We start from the raw sequence: 18,984 nt of genomic DNA, 5'->3' as shown, positions 1-18,984 counted from the left end.
CCCATACAGACTGGCGCTCTGCAAATTCCCGGATTTTCCCACGAGACGGCGACAAAAAATTTTTATAGCTATTTTTTGCTGATTAACAGTTGCGTCATTCATAACCAACCGATGGGATCTTGCTCACATTTTCATCATTTAGGGTTCTGCACCACAACTCATCACCGGCGGCACCGTCAATGTGCAATCCGGTTTTTTATAAACCGCTTTCCGGTGACTTATTCCTAAAAAAGTCGCTTTTTTAATCACTTTCCGCTTTATGGCAGGGGTTTTGCAGATTCAAACTCGAGCCTCACCTACACACATTTTTAAGGAGAGAAAGATGTTGAGTCTGCGTGCTGTGAATCAGTTTTACGGAAGTCAACATACGCTATGGAATGTGGATTTAGATTTTCCGCAAGGGATGTGTACAGGCGTCGTTGGCCTGCCGGGCATGGGGAAAACCACCCTAATGAATTGCATCGCCGGGAAGGTGCCTGTCGAAAGCGGCAGCATCATCTGGTATGAGGCGGGCGCGCCGCCGCGTGATTTGCTAAACCCGCCGCCAGAACAGCGTTCCGGCCCGGAGATTGGCTATGTCTCGCAGGACAGGCGGATCTTCTCCCAGCTAACGATTGAGGAGAACCTGCATATCGCCATGCGCGCGACGGGGAAACCTAACCCGAACGCAAAAAATGACGTTTACGACCTGTTTCCGGCGCTCTATGGGGTGCGACAGACACGTGCCAACACGCTCTCTCCGGACGACCAATACCAGCTGGCGCTGGCTAATGCGCTGGTGAACCGTCCTCACCTGCTGATCCTCGATGAGCCCCTGCACGGTGCAGGGCACAGCTTCGCCCAGAAGCTGGGGCAGCTGCTGGTGCGCTTAAATCGGGAGTTAGGTATGACTGTGCTGTTAGCGGAGCAGCAGCTGTCGTTTATCCGCCGGGTGGCTGACCGTTTCTGTATGCTCTATCGCGGGCGTAACGTGGCGCATGGCCACGTTAACGAACTGGATGACGAGCTTATTGCTCACTGGATGTCGCGGGAAGCAAGACGCTGAGATCGAGATAACGCCCGGTTTCGGCATTTTCCGCGCCGTCAGCAAGCCAGGGGATTTCCCCGAGGCACGGCGCGGGAAGGACGCGCCTGAGCGTCGCCAGATACTCCTGATGGCGTTTACCCGGCGCAACCACGTCGTTGGCTATCCAGCCCGCCAGACGCAGTCCGGCCTGTTGTACGGCCTGCGCGGTCAACATGGCGTGATTGATGCATCCCAGCCTGACGCCGACGACCAGAATGACCGGAAGCTGCTCGGACTGCACCCAGTCAGCAAACGTCTGCGTGTCCGAAAGCGGCGTAAACCAGCCGCCAGCCCCTTCAACCAGCACCCAGTCGGCCTGATTTTCCAGCGTCCTCAATCCGGCGGACAGCACGGCGAAATCAATAGGACAACCTTCATCGGCGCTGATAATGTGCGGCGAGGTCGGCTCGGCAAAGGTGTACGGATTCACCGCGGAATAGGCGAGTTCAAGGGTGCTGTTACGCTGGAGCGCCAGCGCGTCGGTGTTGCGTAACCCTTCCGCCGTCATCTCGCTGCCGGACGCCACGGGCTTATACCCGGCGGTGTTTTTCCCGAGCAGCCGTGCCGCCTGCAGCAGCGCCGAGCTGGCCACCGTTTTACCCACTTCTGTGTCCGTGCCGGTGACAAAATAACGTTCAGTCACGTTCGATAATCCCATGAAAAAGTTGATAGGAGAGCGGGAATTGACCCCGCTGCTGCGGCCAGGCCAGCTCAAGGCGCTGCAGCTGACCGCGGGTGAGCGGTTTTTTCTCGCGTCCGGTATGCAGGTGCGTGGCGCCTATGCCCTTCAGCGAACGCATGGCGCTGAACGCATCGCTAAAATTGAGCGTGATGGTCTGCACTACGCTGCGAGCGCGCCAGCCTGCCAGCGCCTGCGTCACCTGCTCATGCGATAAAAACCGGTTAGCGTGCGGCTGTTCATCGACTGCCTGCCAGGCCTGATTCAGCTCCGGCAGCGAACTTTCCAGCAGGGTGGTAAACGCCACCTTCCCGCCCGGTCGCGCGACGCGATAAAGCTCGCGCAAGGCCTGCGGCAGGCTGCTGCACCACTGAACCGCCAGATGGCTCCAGACCAGATCAAACTGCGCGTCCGCCAGCGGGATCGCCTCGATATCGGCCAGCAGATAGCGATGCGCCGCCTGCTGCTGGCGCGCCTCTTCAAGCATCTGGGCTGAAAGATCGATAGCCGTCACCTGGCTTCCCGCCCCGCGCCAGTAGCGGCTGTTGCTGCCGGGACCACAGCCGGCGTCCAGCACCTGTGGAAAACGGTTCTCGCCAAGCGCGGCCAGAAGCCCCTGCGCGCTCAGACGCTGCAGCTCATCATGCTGCGAATAGCTCTGCGCGGCGCGGCCAAATGCCGCCGCGATGGCCTGCTTATTCACCGGCATCATGGAGCGCCTCCAGCAACGTCTGGATATCCCGCGCCTCATGCGCCGCCGTCAGGGTTAAGCGCAGACGCGCCGTGCCCGGTGGGACGGTTGGCGGTCGGATGGCGGTGACCCACATGCCGCGCTGGCGCAACGCATGTGCCAGTGCCAGCGCGCGGCCGTTTTCTCCGACAATCACCGGCTGGATGGCGCTTTGCGAATCGGGACTGTGGAAAGGCAGCGCCGCTAATCCCTGCCGGAAGCGGGCAACATGCTCTGCCAGCCGCTGGCGACGTTCATCCCCTTCCGCGCTGCGTATCACCGCCAGCGACGCAGACAGCGCAACGGCCTGCGCCGGGGGCATGCTGGTGCTGTAAATCAAATGCCGGGCAAACTGCAGCAGATAGTCGGCGACGGATTCGCTGCACAGCACGGAGGCGCCGCTAACGCCAAAGCCCTTGCCAAAGGTGACAATCAGCAGTTCAGGCTTCACGTTTTGCTGATACGCGCTTCCGCGCCCTTCGTCGCCCATCACGCCGGTGCCGTGGGCATCGTCCACCAGCAGCCAGGCATTCTGTCGCTTTGCGGCCTCGTGCAGCGCGGCAAGCGGCGCGCTGTCGCCGTCCATGCTGAACACTCCTTCGGTGACAGCCAGCTGTTGTCCTTCGCAGGGTTTATCCAGCAGCGCTGCGAGCTGTCCCGCATCGTTATGGGCAAAACGCCGCAGCTGAGCCGGGCTTAAATTTGCCGCCTCCAGCAGGGAGGCGTGGCTCAGGCGGTCGGCGACAATCCGGTCCTCTTTTTCCATCAGGGCGGTAATAACCGCCTGATTGGCGGCAAAGCCGGAGATAAACAGCAGCGCGCGTGGGTAGCCCAGCCAGTCAGCCAGTTCCTCTTCCAGCGCCTGATGCGCCGTGGTGTACCCGCTGACGTGCCCCGATCCGCCGCTGCCCACGCCAAACCGCTCCGCGCCCTTCTGCCAGGCGCGGATAATGGCCGGATGCTGGCTCAGCCCGAGATAGTCGTTGCTGGAGAAATTGCAGAACCGCTGGCCTTCACGGGTAAGAAAACGGCCCGCGCCGTTTTCCACCACCCTGCGAACGCGAAATGCCTCTGCCGCCCGACGGTCGTCGAGCGCAGAGTTGATACGTGCCTGCCAGGTCATACGGCTGCCGCGTTGTAGAACTGTTCGGTGTCGGCGTTGAAAATCTGCTGCTCCAGCTGCTGCTGTTGCTCGTTATCGCCCGTCAGCACCTCGGTCTGATGCGGGTTCAGCCCCAGCTTGCGGAACAGCTGAACGTCTTTATCCTCTTCCGGGTTCGGCGTGGTCAGCAGCTTGCAGCCGTAGAAGATGGAGTTGGCTCCGGCCATAAAGCACATGGCCTGGGTCTGCTCGTTCATCTGCTCGCGACCCGCTGAGAGGCGAACGTAAGACGTTGGCATCATGATGCGCGCCACCGCGATGGTGCGGATAAAATCAAACGCATCCACGTCCTCGTTATCCGCCAGCGGCGTGCCCTTGACCTTCACCAGCATGTTGATCGGCACGCTTTCCGGCGGGGTCGGCAGGTTCGCCAGCTGCAGCAGCAGGCCCGCGCGGTCTTTCACGGTTTCGCCTAAGCCCACGATGCCGCCGGAGCAGACCTTAATCCCCGCGTCACGCACTTTATCCAGCGTATCCAGACGCTCCTGGTAGGTACGCGTGGTGATGATGTTGCCGTAAAATTCCGGCGAGGTGTCGAGGTTGTGGTTGTAGTAATCCAGCCCCGCTGCCGAGAGGCGCTGCGCCTGCTCCTCGTTGAGCGTACCGAGCGTCATACAGGCTTCGAGGCCCATCTCCTTCACGCCCTTCACCATCTGCTCCAGATACGGCATGTCGCGATCGTGCGGGTTCTTCCACGCCGCGCCCATGCAGAAGCGGGTCGAGCCGGCGTTTTTCGCCTTGCGCGCGGAGTCGAGGACCTGCTCGACTTCCATCAGGCGCTCTGACTCCAGGCCGGTTTTGTAGCGTGCGCTCTGCGGGCAATATTTGCAGTCTTCGGGGCAGGCGCCGGTCTTGATCGACAGCAGCGTGCTGACCTGAACATGGCGGGGATCGAAGTGCTGACGATGCACCTGTTGGGCTTCGAACATCAGCTCAAGGAAAGGTTTGTTGAATAATTCAGTAACTTGCGACATCGTCCAGCGTGCGTGGTGAGCCATCGGGCTTCTCCAAAGGGTTTTGTTAATTTTCGGTTCGGTTTATACTCGTAAACCTAAAACTTTTCAAAATGGTTTACAAGTCGATTATGACCCAGGACGATCTCGCCTTCGACAAGCAGCATATCTGGCACCCTTACACCTCCACGACCCGCCCCCTTCCCGTCTATCCGGTAGCCTCCGCCCACGGCTGCGAGCTGCACCTCGCCAGCGGCGAGCGGCTCGTTGACGGCATGTCTTCGTGGTGGGCGGCGATTCACGGGTACAACCACCCGCGCCTGAATGCGGCGATGAAGGCCCAGATTGACCAGATGTCGCACGTGATGTTTGGCGGGATCACCCATCAGCCCGCGGTGGATTTATGCCGCCGTCTGGTAGCGATGACGCCTGACTCGCTGGAGTGCGTATTCCTGGCCGATTCCGGCTCCGTGGCGGTGGAAGTGGCGATGAAAATGGCGCTGCAGTACTGGCACGCCAGAGGCGAAACGCGCCAGCGGTTACTCACCTTCCGCAACGGCTATCACGGGGATACCTTCGGGGCGATGTCGGTTTGCGATCCGGAGAACTCCATGCACAGCCTGTGGAAAGGGTATCTGCCGGAAAACCTGTTTGCCCCTGCGCCGCAGAGCCGCTTCGACGGCGAGTGGAACGAGATGGACATGGTCGGCTTCGCGCGGCTGATGGCGGCGCATCGTCATGAGATTGCCGCCGTGATCCTTGAGCCTATTGTGCAAGGCGCGGGCGGAATGCGGATGTACCATCCGGAATGGCTGAGGCGTATTCGCAGGATGTGCGACCGCGAGGGCATTCTGCTGATTGCCGATGAGATTGCCACCGGCTTTGGCCGCACCGGCAAGCTGTTTGCCTGCGAGCATGCGGGTATCGCCCCGGATATTCTGTGCCTCGGCAAAGCGCTGACGGGCGGCACCATGACGCTCTCCGCCACGCTCACGACCCGCCAGGTGGCCGACACCATCAGCGACGGTGAAGCGGGCTGCTTTATGCACGGTCCGACGTTTATGGGTAACCCGCTGGCCTGTGCCGTGGCGAGTGAAAGCCTTGCGATTCTGGAGAGCGGCGAGTGGCAGACGCAGGTTGCGGCGATTGAGGCGCAGCTGAAAACGGAGCTGAGCGCCGCCTCGGGCGCGAATTTCGTGGCGGACGTGCGCGTGCTGGGCGCCATCGGGGTGATTGAAACCACCCATCCGGTGAATATGGCGGCGCTGCAGCGCTTCTTTGTGGACCAGGGCGTGTGGGTGCGGCCTTTCGGCAAGCTTATCTACCTGATGCCGCCGTACAGCATCACGCCAGAGCAGCTTCGAAAATTAACCGACGCGGTTGTAACAGCCGTTAACATTCCCGCGCATTTCACGATTTAACCCAATGCATTACACTTGCTGAACGAGCGATCAACAAGGGTAAACCGTATGAAAATCATCAGTAAAGATCTGCGCGACGGTGAAAAGCTGCCGGAACGTCACGTTTTCAACGGCATGGGGTATCAGGGCGATAATATCTCCCCGCACCTGGCGTGGGACGAGGTTCCGGCAGGCACCAAAAGCTTTGTCGTGACCTGCTACGACCCGGATGCGCCAACCGGTTCCGGATGGTGGCACTGGATTGTGGCGAACCTGCCAGCCGACACGCGCGTCCTGCCGCAGGGTTCCGGTTCAGACCTGGTTGCCCTGCCTGAAGGTGCCATTCAGACGCGTACTGACTTTGGTAAAGCGGGCTACGGCGGCGCGGCGCCGCCAAAAGGGGAAACCCACCGCTATATCTTCACGGTGCACGCGCTGGACGTGGAGAAGATTGAGGTTGATGAAGGGGCGAGCGGCGCGATGGTCGGGTTTAACGTGCATTTCCATTCCCTGGGGAGCGCGTCGATAACGGCGATGTATTCGTAAAAAAAGCCGGGTGGCGGCTACGCCTTACCCGGCCTGGATTTCGCATTCATAGGCCCGGTAAGCGCAGCGCCACCGGGCAAAAAAATCACAGCACCGAAGGTAACAGCCCCACCAGCCGCCCTTCTTCCAGAAGCTGCATCGCCTTATCAATATCCGGGGCAAAGAAGCGGTCGTCATCGTAATGCGTGACGTGCTCGCGCAGCACCTGACGCGCCTGCTCCAGCAGCGGGCTGGATTTGAGCCCTTCACGCAGATCGATACCCTGACTCGCCGCCAGCCATTCCACCGCCAGCACGCCGCGGGTGTTGGACGCCATTTCCCAGATACGACGCCCGGCAGCCGGTGCCATCGAAACGTGATCTTCCTGATTCGCCGAGGTGGGCAGGCTGTCCACGCTGTGCGGATGCGACAGCGCCTTGTTCTCGCTTGCCAGCGCTGCGGCCGTCACCTGAGCAATCATAAAGCCCGAGTTGACCCCGCCGTTACGCACCAGGAACGGTGGCAGCTGGGACATGTGTTTATCCATCATCAGCGCGATACGGCGCTCGGACAACGCGCCGACTTCGGCAATCGCCAGCGCGATGTTGTCCGCAGCCATTGCCACCGGCTCGGCGTGGAAGTTACCGCCTGAGACCACCTCGTTTTCCTGGGCGAACACCAGCGGGTTATCGGACACCGCGTTGGCCTCCACCAGCAGCACCTCCGCCGCCTGGCGCAGCTGCGTCAGGCACGCGCCCATCACCTGCGGCTGGCAGCGCAGGGAATAGGGATCCTGCACCTTTTCACAGTTGTGGTGTGAATCCGCGATCTCGCTGGTGTCGGTAAGCACGTGACGGTACATCGCGGCGGCATCGATCTGCCCGCGCTGACCGCGCACCTCGTGGATGCGGGCATCGAACGGGCGACGCGAGCCCAGCACCGCTTCGGTGGTCAGCGCACCGCACACCACCGCCGAGGCAAACAGATCTTCCGCTTCAAACAGGCCGCGCAGCGCGAAAGCTGTCGATGCCTGCGTGCCGTTCAGCAGCGCCAGCCCCTCTTTCGCCGCCAGCGTGATCGGCGTTAAGCCGGCTTTTTTCAGCGCCTCTTTCGCCGGAAGCCACTCGCCCTGCCAGCGCGCTTTGCCTTCACCCAGCAGCAGCAGCGACATGTGCGCCAGCGGCGCGAGATCGCCGGAGGCCCCGACGGAGCCCTTCGCCGGGATCCACGGATAGACCTCTGCATTCACCAGCGCCATCAGCGCCTGGATCACGCTCAGGCGAATGCCGGAGAAACCGCGCGCCAGGCTGTTGATTTTGAGTACCATCATCAGACGGACAATCTCATCGTCAAGCGGCTGGCCAACGCCCGCCGCATGCGACAGCACCAGCGAACGCTGCAGGTTTTCCAGATCGTGCGTCGCGATGCGGGTCTGCGCCAGCAGCCCAAAGCCGGTGTTAATCCCGTAAGCCGTGCGCCCTTCGGCAACGATGGCTTCAACGCAGGCGACGCTGTCGTTAATGGCGGCGTGGGCACTTTCATCAAGCGAAAGGGTGACCGGCTGACGCCAGACGTTACGCAGCTGTTTAAGCGTCAGCGAGCCGGGAGTGAGTGTTAACGCGTTCATTCATGCTTTCCTTGTGTGGCAGGGATCATCGGCAGGTTAAGGCCCTGCTCTTTGGCACAGTCAATGGCAATCTCGTAACCCGCATCCGCGTGACGCATCACGCCGGTTGCCGGGTCGTTGTGCAGCACGCGAGCGATACGCGCGGCGGCTTCATCCGTTCCGTCACAGACGATAACCATCCCGGAATGCTGGGAGAAGCCCATCCCCACGCCGCCGCCGTGGTGCAGCGACACCCAGGTCGCGCCGCTGGCGGTATTCAGCAGGGCGTTCAGCAATGGCCAGTCGGACACCGCATCCGAGCCGTCGCGCATGGCTTCGGTTTCGCGGTTCGGGCTGGCGACGGAGCCGGAGTCCAGGTGGTCGCGGCCAATGACGATCGGTGCGGAAACTTCACCGCTGCGCACCATTTCGTTAAAGGCGAGGCCGAGTTTTTGACGCCACTCCAGCCCTACCCAGCAGATACGCGCCGGCAGGCCCTGGAAGTTAATGCGCTCGCGGGCCATGTCCAGCCAGTGGTGCAGGTGTTCGTCATCGGCGACGATCTCCTTCACTTTGGCGTCGGTTTTGTAGATGTCCTCCGGGTCACCGGACAGGGCAACCCAGCGGAACGGCCCGATGCCGCGGCAGAACAGCGGGCGGATATAGGCCGGGACGAAGCCGGGGAAGTCGAAGGCGTTATTCACGCCCATCTCTTTCGCCATCTGGCGAATGTTGTTGCCGTAATCAAAGGTCGGAATACCCATCTGGCTGAAGGCCAGCATGGCGGATACGTGTTCCGCCATGGAGCGTTTCGCGGCAAGCACCGTGCCTTCCGGATCGGTTTCCGCTTTTTGCTGGTAGGCTTCCCACGTCCAGCCTTTTGGCAGGTAACCGTGCAGCGGGTCATGGGCGCTGGTCTGGTCGGTGACCAGATCCGGACGCACGCCGCGGGCGACGAGTTCAGGAAGAATGTCCGCCGCGTTGCCGCACAGGGCAATCGACACCGCTTTGCCTTCGGACGCGTATTTTTTGATGCGCGCCAGCGCGTCATCGAGATTCTCGGCCTGTTCGTCGACGTAACGGGTGCGCAGACGGAAATCAATGCGGCTCTGCTGGCACTCAATATTCAGCGAACACGCACCGGCCAGCGTGGCGGCCAGCGGCTGCGCGCCGCCCATGCCGCCGAGACCTGCTGTGAGCACCCAGCGGCCTTTCAGCGAGCCGTTGTAGTGCTGGCGACCGGCTTCCACGAAGGTCTCGTAGGTACCCTGCACAATCCCCTGGCTGCCGATGTAGATCCAGCTCCCGGCGGTCATCTGGCCATACATTGCCAGCCCTTTGGCGTCGAGTTCGTTGAAGTGCTCCCAGGTGGCCCAGTGCGGCACGAGGTTAGAGTTGGCGATCAGCACGCGCGGGGCGTTTTTATGCGTTTTAAACACGCCAACCGGCTTGCCGGACTGCACCAGCAGGGTTTCGTCGTTTTCGAGTTCGGTCAGTGCCTTAACAATGGCGTCATAGCATTCCCAGTTGCGCGCGGCGCGGCCAATGCCGCCGTAGACCACCAGCTCGTGGGGGTTTTCCGCCACCTCAGGATCAAGGTTGTTCATCAACATGCGCAGCGGGGCTTCGGTGAGCCAGCTTTTGGCTGTAAGGGTGGTGCCGCGCGCGGCGCGGACGTCCTGCTGGCGGTATTTACCTGACGACATTGTGTGCTCCTCATAAGGGACAGATGATGCATTTAGATATACTTGTATAGACAAGCACACACAAGGCCAGATTTAACAAAAAAGATACAATTTTGTTATATTGCGTTAGCGATCACGCTTATAAAACTTATGACATAAAGTGGCCCTGCAGCCGGTAACGGTTCCCCGGGAAAAGCAGCCGGGCATGCGACACGATGTGCGACGAGGACCAGGTTCGACGGCGGATCAGCAGGCACGGGTCGTGCTCTTTAATCCGCAGCCGTTCGCACTCCTGCGGCGTGGCGCGCACGGCTTCCACAATGTGCTCCCCTTCCGTCAGCGGTGCGACAAGCGACAGATAGGCATGCGGCGTGGTCTGGGTGTAATCCTGGTTCAGATAGTCCGGTATCCGTTCGGCGTTAACGCAGCGATCTTCAATCTGCACCGGAATGTCGTTTTCGAAATGCACCATCACGGAGTGGAAGATGCGGCTGCCTTCTTTGACGTTCAGCTCTACCGCCTGCTCAGCGCTGGCCTGGGTCTCTTCGAGCACCAGCACCTCACAGCGGTGCTGATGATTACGCGCGGCAATTTCGTCCGCAATACTGCGGATTTCAAACAGGGCGGACTGCCCTTTCGGTTCCGCCACAAACGTCCCCACGCCCTGCAGGCGCACCAGAAGCCCTTCGTCAGTCAGCTCGCGCAGCGCCCGGTTGATGGTCATCCGGCTAAAGCCAAACTGCGCCACCAGATCGGCCTCCGAGGGAATGCGGTCGTGCGGCCGCCAGACGCCGGTGGCGATTTTTTCACTGATCGCCTGCTTCACCTTTTCGTAGAAAGGCGCGGGAGGGCTCGACTGCGGCAGGGGTGAGCGTGAAAACATCGTGACTCCTTGAATAGTGTTATGCCCACCAGTGAGCAATTTGCCAGGCCAGACGGGCGGCAAGCTTTGCGCCCTGCCCGTCCCGATCGTACTGCGGGTTAAACTCTACCAGATCGGCGGCCTGGAGCTTACCGCTACGGCAGATTTGTTCGATAACCGGCAGAAGATCCAGCGCCGGTATGCCTAACGCAGCCGGAGCGGAAACGGCAGGCATTTCGCTGGCGGGCAGGACGTCCAGATCGATCGTCAGATAGATACGATCGGCCTGCGCCAGCACCTTTTCCAGCGCGGATTGCGCATCGCGCCTGAAATGGAGGTCTTCCACCAGCGTGACGTTCAGGCGTTCGGCCTCATCCCACAGCGCCTGCGTGTTGGCCGCCCGGCTCACGCCAAAGCAGGCGTACTGAAATATCCGCCCGCGCTCATCGCAGTAGTGCGCCAGCTGGCGAAACGGTGTGCCGGACGTCGCCCGGTCGGCCTTGCGCAGATCGAGATGGGCATCAAGGTTGATAATGACAACCCGCTCGTTCGGGAAGGCGTCCAGCACGCCGCGACCGTGCGCCCACGCGGTTTCGTGTCCGCCGCCAAAGACCAGCGTGCGCATCCCGGACCGCTGGCATGACGTCACGGCATCGCTTAACGCCTGCTGTGCCGCCTCAAGCTCGTCACCTTCAACGTAAACCGACCCCATATCCGCCAGCCGATCGTGTCCCTGATGGCTGGCCATATTCGCCAGCGCTTTTCGCAGTATATCCGGTGCCTGCACGGCGCCGGGCCTGCCCTGATTGCGTTTTACGCCTGCATCACATTCAAAGCCTATCAGCGCAATGCCGGATGCCAGCGGCGTGAACGCTCCCTGCTGCCGTATCGTCTGGAAAATACGCGTTGCGTTGCTGGCCTCGGCGCTGTCGTCGCGCCCCTGCCAGACCGTTTCGGCTACGGGCCGCCATAGCTTCATACTGCCTCCCCACGAAAAATACGTTGATACAGCGGGTTGCGTCCCGGCTCGTAGACCATCTCTACCGGATGATGAGCATCCCAGACGATAAAATCAGCGACAAACCCGGCCCGCAGCTGTCCGTGGGTTGCGCCACGACCCAGCGCCTGGGCGGCATGCCGCGTGACGCCAGCCCAGGCTTCTTCAGGGGTCAGGCCAAACTGGACGCAGGCCATGTTCATCGCCAGGTGCAGGCTGGCAAACGGGCTGGTGCCGGGGTTGTAGTCGGTGGCGACCGCCATCGGCACACCGTGTTTTCTGAGCTGTTCCACCGGCGGACGCTGGCGCTCCTGCAGAAAATAGAACGCGCCGGGGAGCAGTACCGCAACCGTACCGCTTTGCGCCATCGCCTGAACGCCTGCGTCGTCGAGATATTCGATATGATCGGCGGAGAGTCCTTTATACCGGCTGACCAATGCCGCCCCCCCCTGATTCGACAGCTGCTCGACGTGCCCTTTCACCGGAATACCGAGCGCGGTTGCCGCCTTGAAGAGGCGCTCGGTTTGCGACGGGGTAAAGCCGACGTTTTCGCAGAACACGTCTACTGCTTCGTATAACTCTTTTTGCCACAGCGTGGGCAATATCTGCTCACAGACCAGCGTGAGATACGCGTCTGGATCCTGTCGGTATTCCGGCGGAACCGCATGAGCCGCCAGCAGCGTTGGGCTGATATCGATCGGATTATTGAGGCCCAGCTGGCGCGCGACCAGCAGCATCTTCTCTTCGGCCTCGGCGTTGAGACCGTATCCCGACTTGATTTCAACCGTAGTGACGCCTTCATTCATCAGTCGCTGAAGCCGCTGCTGCGCCAGCTTAAGCAGGGTTTCGGGGGAGCTGCTGCGGGTCGCCGTCACGGTAGCGTTAATCCCACCCCCCTGGGCGCTGATGGTTTGATAAGAGACGCCGTTAAGACGCTGCTCCCACTCCGCCGCGCGATCGCCGCCAAATACCAGGTGGGTATGGCAGTCAATCAGGCCAGGCGTGACCAGACGCCCCTGGAGATCGACGCAGTGACGGTGTCCGGCCGGAATGTCAGATTCAGGGATCACGGCCAGGATAGTTTGACCCCGTACGACCAGGGCATGTTGCTCTTTCAGTCCATAGGGCGCAGATACGTCCGGCACCATCGTAGCCAGTCGCGCATTTCGCCATATCACATCGTCGGGTTGAATCTGCTGCATGGGCATTCCACTTGTCATAGGTTGTATAGACATTTATTTGCATCCACCGTCTACTGTCAACCGCCTTGAAGGAAAATGTTAGTTATTTGTGATCACTTACTTGCCGCTCTCGGGCTAAAAATGGAACTTTTACCCTTTTTATCTTCCCGTTTCGCTCAACTTAGTATAAAAAAGCAGGCTATTTCGTCTGTCCCGTAAAGACTTGCATACCCAGGAGCTCTACCTTGAACATTTCCAGGATTTCCCGTCTGGCGTTAGCACTCGCCTTTGGCGTGACCTTATCCGCTTGCAGTTCAACACCACCGGATCAGCGACCTTCTGAGCAGGTTGCGCCCGGTACCGCCTCCCGCCCGATTTTGTCCACTGATGAAGCGAAAAACTTCGACCGTGCACACTACTTCTCGGCGATGGATCCTAACGCTGCGCCGTGGACCCCGTCGTCTATTAATCTGCCGAAACAGCCTGACTTCGTGGTTGGCCCGGCGGGTGCGCAGGGCGTAACGCATACCTCAATTCAGGCTGCGGTTGATGCTGCCATCACTAAACACAGCGCGTCTCGCCAGTACATCGCGATCCTGCCTGGTGAATATGAAGGCACCGTGTATGTTCCGGCGGCACCAGGCAGCATTACGCTTTACGGTCTGGGCGAAAAAGCGATTGACGTAAAAATTGGCCTGGCGATTGATTCCGAAATCGACAGCAACACCTGGCGTCACCTGGTGAACCCGGCCGGTAAATATATGCCGGGCAAACCGGCGTGGTATATGTTTGATAACTGCCAGAGCAAGCGTTCCGCCACCATTGGCGTAATGTGCTCGGCGGTATTCTGGTCTCAGAATAACGGTCTGCAGCTGCAGAACCTGACTATTCAGAATACCCTGGGCGACAGCGTTGACGCCGGTAACCACCAGGCCGTTGCGCTGCGTAGCGATGGCGATAAGGTGCAGATTAACAACGTCAACATTCTGGGCCGTCAGAACACCTTCTTCGTGACCAATAGCGGCGTGCAGAACACGCTGCAGAATAACCGTCTGACCCGTACCCTTGTGACCAACAGCTACGTTGAAGGTGACGTGGACCTGGTGTCCGGTCGCGGCGCGGTGGTGTTTGATAATACCGATTTCCGCGTGGTGAACTCACGTACTCAGCAGGAAGGTTACGTGTTTGCTCCGGCAACCCAGTCGAACCTCTTCTTCGGCTTCCTGGCCGTGAACAGCCGCTTTAATGCTGCCGGTGACGGCGTGGCGCAGCTGGGACGCTCCCTGGACGTGGACTCAGCCACCAACGGTCAGGTTGTGATCCGCGACAGCGTGATCAACGAAGGCTTCAACATGGCGAAACCGTGGGCGGATGCCGCGATCTCCAAACGTCCATTCTCCGGCAACACCGGTGCGGTGGATGATAAAGGGAACGTGCAGCGCAACCTGAACGACGCTAACTTCAACCGCATGTGGGAGTACAACAACCGCGGTCTGGGTAGCAAAGTGGTTGCTGAGCCGAAGCAGTAAGCTGTTTTGCCGGGTGCGGCTTCGCCTTACCCGGCACACAGAGATAAAAAAACCTCGCATTCGCGAGGTTTTTTGTTTTCAGCCGCTTAGTGAGCGTTAACCACCACCCACATCGGCCCCTGGCCTACGGCGTAGCGCCCTTTCTCTTCCAGCAGCCCCTGCTCGCCTTTAATTTCGTACAGCGCGATATGGTGGGATTTCTGCCCCGCTGCAATCAGGTATTTGCCGCTGTGATCGATATTAAAGCCGCGCGGCTGGGTTTCCGTCGGCTGGAAGCCTTCAACCGCCAGCACGCTGCCGTCTTCGGAAACGCTAAACACGGTAATCAGGCTGGAGGTACGGTCGCAGGCGTACAGATGGCGGCCATCTGGCGTAATGTGGATATCCGCCGCCCAGCGGGTGTCGGAGAAATCAGACGGCATCATGTCCAGCGTCTGCACGCACTCAATCTGACCGTTTGGATCTTTCAGTTCCCATACGTCCACTGAGCTGTTCAGTTCGTTGACCACGTAGGCATACTGCTGGTTCGGGTGGAAGACCATATGACGCGGACCAGCGCCTTCAACAGTCGTAACTTCAGCTGGATTCTGCGCCACCAGGTGACCATCGTCGCTCAGGGTGAACAGGCAGATACGATCCTGCTTCAGGGCAGGCACCCACAGCGTGCGGTTATCCGGAGAGATATTCGCCGAGTGGCAGCCTTCAAGCCCTTCCACCACATCCACGGTTTCGACCGGAATGCCGTCTTCCAGACGCGTTACGCTGACGCAGCCCGCGTTATACGAGCCGCTGAAGACAAAGTTGCCTTTGCGATCGGTAGAGATATGGGTTGGGCTGCCCGGCAACGGGGCTTCAGCAGTGTACGTCAGCGCACCGTCGTCCGGAGAAATGCGATAGGCCAGCACGCGAAACTCCGGGCGCACACCCACGTACAAGAAACGTTTATCCGGGCTGATGACCATCGGCTGCACCTGGCCTGGCACATCAACAACCTGAACCAGCGTGAGTGTCCCTTCGGTATTTAAACGCCAGACGTGGATCTGCTGGCTTTCAGGACTGGCGGTATAAACGGTTTGTTTCATGAATATTCACTCCTCACTGCGCATGAAAGTAGTTAACTTTTGACGGTGAATGCTGAATTGTCGACAGGAATTTTGAAGCGTTCGCCTCTCGGTGTACCATCCCATCAAAACGTAAATTCAATATTAACCCGGGAAAACAGATGACCTCGCGTGTGATTGCTCTGGATTTAGACGGTACCTTACTGACGCCGCAAAAAACCCTTCTCCCCTCTTCTCTGGAAGCGCTTAAACGCGCGCAGGAAGCGGGATATCAACTCCTTATCGTAACGGGTCGACATCACGTTGCCATTCACCCTTTTTATCAGGCACTGGCGTTAGATACACCTGCAATTTGTTGTAATGGCACTTATTTGTATGATTATCAGGCAAAAAAGGTTTTAGAATCCGACCCGCTGCCGGTTCCCCAGGCGCTGCAACTGATTGATCTGCTGGATCAGCATGCCGTTCACGGCCTGATGTACGTGGATGACGCGATGGTCTACGAGCGCCCTACCGGCCACGTGGTGCGCACCAGCAACTGGGCGTTGTCCCTGCCTGAAGCGCAGCGTCCGGTCTTTACCCAAGTTTCCTCCCTGCGTCAGGCCGCCCAGGACGTTGAGGCTATCTGGAAATTCGCCCTGACGGATGAAGACACCACCAAGCTTAATGCCTTCGCGAAACACGTGGAACAGACGCTGGGTCTGGAGTGCGAGTGGTCCTGGCACGATCAGGTGGATATTGCCCGCAAAGGCAACAGCAAAGGCAAACGCCTGACGCAGTATGTGGAATCAAAAGGCTGGTCGATGCAGGACGCGATCGCCTTCGGCGACAACTACAACGACATAAGCATGCTGGAAGCCGTCGGTACGGGCGTGGCGATGGGCAATGCCGACGACGCGGTAAAAGCGCGCGCGAACGTGGTGATTGGCGACAACACCACCGACAGCATCGCGCAGTACATTTATACCCACCTGCTGTAATCAGGCGGTGATCGAGACGCTCTTGATTTGCGCGTAGAGCCACAGGCCGGGTTTGATCCCTAACTCATCCCTGGCCCACGGGCTGATGCGCGCCCAGAGCGTCCTGCTGCCGACCTCGAGCTTCACTTCCACCTGGCCGTTATCATCAAAACACTCCGCGACTTTGGCGCGCAGGATATTTCGAATACTGGTTTGCAGCGGCGGCTGCAGCACCAGCGAGACGTCAGATGCCTGAATACGAATACGCAGCGCGGACTGTAACGGCTTGTCGATCTTATTGACCCAAAGATGCTGGTCACCCAACGCCAGGGCGGTCATCGCGTAGTGCGGATGGTGTTCCAGCACGCTCACCTTCAGGATGCTGCTCTGCTGCTCCCTGGGTAACCACGGATGCATGACGCTGCTGCCCCACACCTCTTCCAGGTTGCCAAACGCCTTAACGCTGCCCTCTTCCAGCACCAGCACCTTGTCGGCCAGATGGAGGATTTCGTCCAGCGAATGGCTGACGTAGAGCATCGGAATATTAATTTCCCGCGTCAGGCGCTGCAGGTAGGGCAGGAGCTCACGTTTACGCGGAATATCGAGCGAGGCCAGCGGTTCGTCGAGCAGCAGCAGTTCGGGGGCGGTCAGCAACGCGCGGCCAATGGCCACGCGCTGTTTTTCTCCACCGGAGAGCGAGGAGGGCAGCCTGTCGAGCAATGGCTCAATGCCTAACAGCGTCACCAGCTTATCAAACTGCCCGGCCATGCTTTTCGCCATGCCGTAACGCAGGTTGCCGCGCACGCTGTAGTGCGGGAACAAGCGCGCGTCCTGGAAAACATAGCCGATGCGGCGCTTATCCGGCGAGAGGTAAATTTTGTTCTCCACGTCATTCAGGACGCGGTCATTCAGAACAATACGGCCAGACTGCGGGCGGGTCAGGCCGCTGATGGCATTAATCAGCGACGTTTTTCCCGCTCCCGACACGCCAAAGATGGCGGTGATTCCGCTTGCCGGCAGCGTTTCGTTAAGCGTCAGGGTATGGTTTCCCAGCGTCTGGGTAAAATGGAGTTCCAGCATGCTTATTTCCCCATCCGCTCGCGGCTTAGCCGCGCCAGCCATTCAGACACCATCAGCGATGCCAGCGCCAGCACAACTGAAATAATACACAGCCGCGCCGCCGCGCCTTCACCGCCCGGCGTTTGAATCAGGGTATACATTGCCGACGGAATCGTTCGCGTCTCGCCGGGGATGTTCGACACAAAGGTGATCGTCGCGCCAAACTCGCCGAGCGAGCGGGCGAAGGCCAGCACCGTGCCGACAATAATGCCCGGCAGCGTCAGCGGAAGCGTGATGGTGAAAAAGACGCGCCAGCGCCCGGCGCCCAGCGTGCGGGCCGCCTGTTCAAGCTTCATGTCCACGCCTTCCAGCGCGAGACGTATCGCCCGCACCATCAGCGGGAATGACATCACCGCCGCAGCCAGTACCGCACCGCGCCAGCTAAAAGCGAACGTCAGCCCAAACCAGTCGTAGAGCTTCTCGCCGATAAAACCGCGTCGCCCCATCGAAATCAGCAGCAGGTAACCGACCACTACGGGCGGCAACACGAGCGGAAGATGAAGCACGCTGTCGAGCAGCGTTTTGCCGGGAAACCGACAGCGAACCAGTAGCCAGGCAAAGAAGATCCCAAAGGGCAAACTCAGCGCAACCGCCAGGGAAGAGACTTTAAGGCTCAGCAGAACAGCCTGCCATTCAGGATCGGTCAATATCATCAGTGAGTCGTAAATCCGTAACGTTTAAAGATAGCGGACGCTTCAGGCCCCTTCAGATAATCGCGGAAAGCCGTCACGGTCGCATTTTTATGTCCATCAACAATCGCAACAGGATATTCCACTTTCTTGTGGGAGTCTTCCGGGAACGTTGCCACCACTTTCACCCCCTTACTGGCTACGGCATCAGAACCATACACAATGCCCAGCGGGGCTTCGTTGCGTTCCACCAGCGCCAGCGCGCCGCGCACGTCTTCGGCCGGGGCCAGCTTCGGCGACAACGTCTCCCATGCGCCCAGCTTTTGCAGCGCTTCTTTGGCATAAATCCCGGCCGGAACGTGCGCCGGGTCGCCCACCGCCAGACGGCCACCGTTCAGCAGGCTCATCCAGTTGGTCTGTTTGTTGATAGTGATGTCCGCCTGCGCGCTGGCTTTTGGCGCCACGACAACCAGGCTATTCCCCAGCAGCGTTTCGCGGGTTGTCGCATCAATCGATTTCTTCTCCGCCGCGTAATCCATCCACTTCTGATCCGCCGAGATGAACAGATCCGCCGGTGCGCCCGCTTCTATCTGGCGCGCCAGCGTCGAAGAAGAGGCAAAAGAGGAGACCACCTCGACATTTTTCTCTTTTTTATACGCCGCCGCGATATCCTGCAGCGCGTTAGTCAGCGACGCCGCCGCAAAGACCGTGATTTTACCCTCGTCCGCCAGCGCGTGTCCGGTAAGGGAAAGCGTCAGCGTTGCCCCTGCAAAAAGGCGTACCCATGAACGTGCCATCTGTAACTCCTGTGAGTAGCGTTATATACACATTAATATAACGA

At 59.6% G+C, this 18,984-nt stretch carries 18 protein-coding genes; 5 read left to right on the top strand and 13 right to left on the bottom strand.

Translation table 11 applies throughout. The features are described 5' to 3' along the window. Positions 1-322: 322 nt before the first annotated feature. Positions 323-1,045 (top strand): ABC transporter ATP-binding protein, encoded by a 723-nt coding sequence (locus tag PUP35_RS06425; RefSeq protein WP_274242351.1) that lies wholly within the window; start codon positions 323-325, stop codon positions 1,043-1,045. On the opposite strand, the gene bioD is transcribed toward PUP35_RS06425, so the two are convergent. The 4 genes from bioD to bioB are packed head-to-tail and all read right to left on the bottom strand — an operon-like array spanning position 1,008 to position 4,635. Next, complete coding sequence (gene bioD / locus PUP35_RS06420; protein ID WP_274242350.1) at positions 1,008-1,709, bottom strand: dethiobiotin synthase; 702 nt, start codon at positions 1,707-1,709, stop codon at positions 1,008-1,010. The genes PUP35_RS06425 and bioD overlap by 38 nt on opposite strands. Further along, the gene (gene bioC, locus PUP35_RS06415) at positions 1,702-2,457 is read right to left on the bottom strand and encodes a malonyl-ACP O-methyltransferase BioC (RefSeq protein ID WP_133294022.1); all 756 of its coding nucleotides are present in this window, start codon (positions 2,455-2,457) and stop codon (positions 1,702-1,704) included. The genes bioD and bioC overlap by 8 nt, the downstream gene beginning before the upstream one ends. Further along, positions 2,441-3,598, bottom strand: a complete 1,158-nt coding sequence (gene bioF / locus PUP35_RS06410; RefSeq protein WP_274242349.1) for an 8-amino-7-oxononanoate synthase — start codon at positions 3,596-3,598, stop codon at positions 2,441-2,443. The genes bioC and bioF overlap by 17 nt, the downstream gene beginning before the upstream one ends. Beyond that, positions 3,595-4,635, bottom strand: a complete 1,041-nt coding sequence (bioB, locus tag PUP35_RS06405; protein WP_115874533.1) for a biotin synthase BioB — start codon at positions 4,633-4,635, stop codon at positions 3,595-3,597. The genes bioF and bioB overlap by 4 nt, the downstream gene beginning before the upstream one ends. An 86-nt stretch (positions 4,636-4,721) precedes the next feature. On the opposite strand from bioB, the gene bioA reads away from it, so the two are divergent. After that, complete coding sequence (gene bioA / locus PUP35_RS06400; RefSeq protein WP_407719092.1) at positions 4,722-6,011, top strand: adenosylmethionine--8-amino-7-oxononanoate transaminase; 1,290 nt, start codon at positions 4,722-4,724, stop codon at positions 6,009-6,011. A gap of 48 nt (positions 6,012-6,059) precedes the next feature. Continuing rightward, entirely contained in the window at positions 6,060-6,536 is a 477-nt protein-coding gene (locus PUP35_RS06395) for a kinase inhibitor (RefSeq protein ID WP_008501131.1), read from the top strand. Between the two features lie 85 nt (positions 6,537-6,621). Here the strand turns inward: PUP35_RS06395 and hutH are convergent, their stop codons facing one another. From hutH to hutI, 5 genes are all read right to left on the bottom strand, one after another. Further along, complete coding sequence (gene hutH, locus PUP35_RS06390; protein ID WP_274242347.1) at positions 6,622-8,142, bottom strand: histidine ammonia-lyase; 1,521 nt, start codon at positions 8,140-8,142, stop codon at positions 6,622-6,624. Continuing rightward, complete coding sequence (gene hutU, locus PUP35_RS06385) at positions 8,139-9,827, bottom strand: urocanate hydratase (protein WP_274242346.1); 1,689 nt, start codon at positions 9,825-9,827, stop codon at positions 8,139-8,141. The genes hutH and hutU overlap by 4 nt, the downstream gene beginning before the upstream one ends. 127 nt (positions 9,828-9,954) lie before the next feature. Next, positions 9,955-10,689, bottom strand: a complete 735-nt coding sequence (locus PUP35_RS06380; protein ID WP_111963808.1) for a histidine utilization repressor — start codon at positions 10,687-10,689, stop codon at positions 9,955-9,957. A gap of 19 nt (positions 10,690-10,708) precedes the next feature. Next, positions 10,709-11,647, bottom strand: coding sequence for a formimidoylglutamase (gene hutG / locus PUP35_RS06375; protein ID WP_274242345.1), 939 nt, complete (start codon positions 11,645-11,647; stop codon positions 10,709-10,711). Then, complete coding sequence (gene hutI, locus PUP35_RS06370) at positions 11,644-12,867, bottom strand: imidazolonepropionase (protein ID WP_274242344.1); 1,224 nt, start codon at positions 12,865-12,867, stop codon at positions 11,644-11,646. Before hutI ends, hutG begins: the two co-directional genes overlap by 4 nt. 224 nt (positions 12,868-13,091) lie before the next feature. Between hutI and PUP35_RS06365 the strand changes: the two genes are divergently transcribed. Beyond that, positions 13,092-14,375 carry a putative acyl-CoA thioester hydrolase gene (locus PUP35_RS06365; RefSeq protein WP_136195366.1) on the top strand — a complete coding sequence of 428 codons (1,284 nt, stop codon included), beginning with the start codon at positions 13,092-13,094 and terminating at the stop codon, positions 14,373-14,375. Positions 14,376-14,461: 86 nt separating this feature from the next. On the opposite strand, the gene pgl is transcribed toward PUP35_RS06365, so the two are convergent. Further along, positions 14,462-15,457, bottom strand: coding sequence for a 6-phosphogluconolactonase (gene pgl / locus PUP35_RS06360; RefSeq protein ID WP_045909472.1), 996 nt, complete (start codon positions 15,455-15,457; stop codon positions 14,462-14,464). 140 nt (positions 15,458-15,597) lie between these two features. Here pgl and PUP35_RS06355 point away from each other — a divergent pair, with 140 nt between their 5' ends. Next, positions 15,598-16,416, top strand: a complete 819-nt coding sequence (locus PUP35_RS06355; protein WP_274242343.1) for a pyridoxal phosphatase — start codon at positions 15,598-15,600, stop codon at positions 16,414-16,416. Here the strand turns inward: PUP35_RS06355 and modC are convergent, their stop codons facing one another. Genes modC through modA form a run of 3 tightly spaced genes read right to left on the bottom strand, consistent with a single transcriptional unit; the run spans position 16,417 to position 18,940 of the window. Continuing rightward, entirely contained in the window at positions 16,417-17,475 is a 1,059-nt protein-coding gene (modC, locus tag PUP35_RS06350; RefSeq protein WP_029742082.1) for a molybdenum ABC transporter ATP-binding protein ModC, read from the bottom strand. A gap of 2 nt (positions 17,476-17,477) precedes the next feature. Beyond that, positions 17,478-18,167: a molybdate ABC transporter permease subunit gene (modB, locus tag PUP35_RS06345; protein WP_274242342.1), complete on the bottom strand. Its 690-nt coding sequence runs from the start codon at positions 18,165-18,167 to the stop codon at positions 17,478-17,480. Further along, complete coding sequence (modA, locus tag PUP35_RS06340) at positions 18,167-18,940, bottom strand: molybdate ABC transporter substrate-binding protein (protein WP_133294013.1); 774 nt, start codon at positions 18,938-18,940, stop codon at positions 18,167-18,169. The genes modB and modA overlap by 1 nt, the downstream gene beginning before the upstream one ends. Between the last annotated feature and the right edge of the window lie 44 nt (positions 18,941-18,984).

The organism is Enterobacter sp. S-33 (assembly GCF_028735835.1).
In the GTDB taxonomy this organism is placed as follows: Bacteria; Pseudomonadota; Gammaproteobacteria; order Enterobacterales; family Enterobacteriaceae; genus Enterobacter; species Enterobacter vonholyi.
Note: the sequence above shows the minus strand (reverse complement) of the source record. Positions and strands in the feature narration are given on the sequence as shown.

Coding starts and splice junctions, on each gene's coding strand:
- modB (WP_274242342.1), bottom strand. CDS start 18,167: ATGATATTGACCGATCCTGAATGGCAGGCTGTTCTGCTGAGCCTTAAA.
- bioB (WP_115874533.1), bottom strand. CDS start 4,635: ATGGCTCACCACGCACGCTGGACGATGTCGCAAGTTACTGAATTATTC.
- bioA (WP_407719092.1), top strand. CDS start 4,722: ATGACCCAGGACGATCTCGCCTTCGACAAGCAGCATATCTGGCACCCT.
- hutI (WP_274242344.1), bottom strand. CDS start 12,867: ATGCAGCAGATTCAACCCGACGATGTGATATGGCGAAATGCGCGACTG.
- hutU (WP_274242346.1), bottom strand. CDS start 9,827: ATGTCGTCAGGTAAATACCGCCAGCAGGACGTCCGCGCCGCGCGCGGC.
- bioC (WP_133294022.1), bottom strand. CDS start 2,457: ATGATGCCGGTGAATAAGCAGGCCATCGCGGCGGCATTTGGCCGCGCC.
- hutH (WP_274242347.1), bottom strand. CDS start 8,142: ATGAACGCGTTAACACTCACTCCCGGCTCGCTGACGCTTAAACAGCTG.
- modC (WP_029742082.1), bottom strand. CDS start 17,475: ATGCTGGAACTCCATTTTACCCAGACGCTGGGAAACCATACCCTGACG.
- PUP35_RS06380 (WP_111963808.1), bottom strand. CDS start 10,689: ATGTTTTCACGCTCACCCCTGCCGCAGTCGAGCCCTCCCGCGCCTTTC.
- PUP35_RS06425 (WP_274242351.1), top strand. CDS start 323: ATGTTGAGTCTGCGTGCTGTGAATCAGTTTTACGGAAGTCAACATACG.
- PUP35_RS06355 (WP_274242343.1), top strand. CDS start 15,598: ATGACCTCGCGTGTGATTGCTCTGGATTTAGACGGTACCTTACTGACG.
- modA (WP_133294013.1), bottom strand. CDS start 18,940: ATGGCACGTTCATGGGTACGCCTTTTTGCAGGGGCAACGCTGACGCTT.
- bioF (WP_274242349.1), bottom strand. CDS start 3,598: ATGACCTGGCAGGCACGTATCAACTCTGCGCTCGACGACCGTCGGGCG.
- hutG (WP_274242345.1), bottom strand. CDS start 11,647: ATGAAGCTATGGCGGCCCGTAGCCGAAACGGTCTGGCAGGGGCGCGAC.
- PUP35_RS06395 (WP_008501131.1), top strand. CDS start 6,060: ATGAAAATCATCAGTAAAGATCTGCGCGACGGTGAAAAGCTGCCGGAA.
- pgl (WP_045909472.1), bottom strand. CDS start 15,457: ATGAAACAAACCGTTTATACCGCCAGTCCTGAAAGCCAGCAGATCCAC.